This is a genomic window from Bacillus sp. JJ1533, from assembly GCF_036965045.1.
Lineage (GTDB): Bacteria > Bacillota > Bacilli > Bacillales > Bacillaceae_L > Ferdinandcohnia.
Genome location: NZ_JBALOV010000051.1, coordinates 1 through 520, shown reverse-complemented (window position 1 = coordinate 520; position 520 = coordinate 1). Strand labels below are relative to the sequence as shown.

At 33.8% G+C, this 520-nt stretch carries 1 pseudogene; it reads right to left on the bottom strand.

The features are described from left to right. Positions 1–102 precede the first annotated feature (102 nt). Positions 103–442 (bottom strand): annotated as a pseudogene (locus tag V7138_RS23495) (DinB family protein). Positions 443–520: the final 78 nt, after the last annotated feature.

Sequence of the window (520 nt, the reverse complement as noted above, 5' to 3'; positions counted from 1 at the left end):
ACCCTATAGTTTAAGTACATATATTCACAAACATAGCCCGTCCTTCGTGTTAATGGGACAAGGTGCAATTCTTTTTCTTCACTAAAAATAGATTGAACCATATTAGGAAAAGTCCTTTTTCATTTTGCGTATATAGGCTATTTGACAGATATGGTAAGCATTATGTGTAGTAGCATTTCCAATTAGTAAGAAAACTGTCTGCATTATCTTCTAAAGATTGAACGACATTAACGTTAGATTTTTCATACCTTAATTGCCATACTTCATTCCAATAGATAAGATGTTGAACAATTTCTGCGATACTATGACTTGCCCCATCTGGCTTCCAATTAGCCTCTTTATCTGAGATTCCCTCAACCAATTCTTGAAAGGAAGCATACCAGCTGCGATCATTTGCATTGGCTAACAATTGGTCTAACAATACCGTTTTAGCATGGATCATTTTAACCCCATCTCCCTTGTTATTTGTATTCTTATTGGTTTTTTGATATTTATAGAGAAATTTCAAAAAAACGATAAG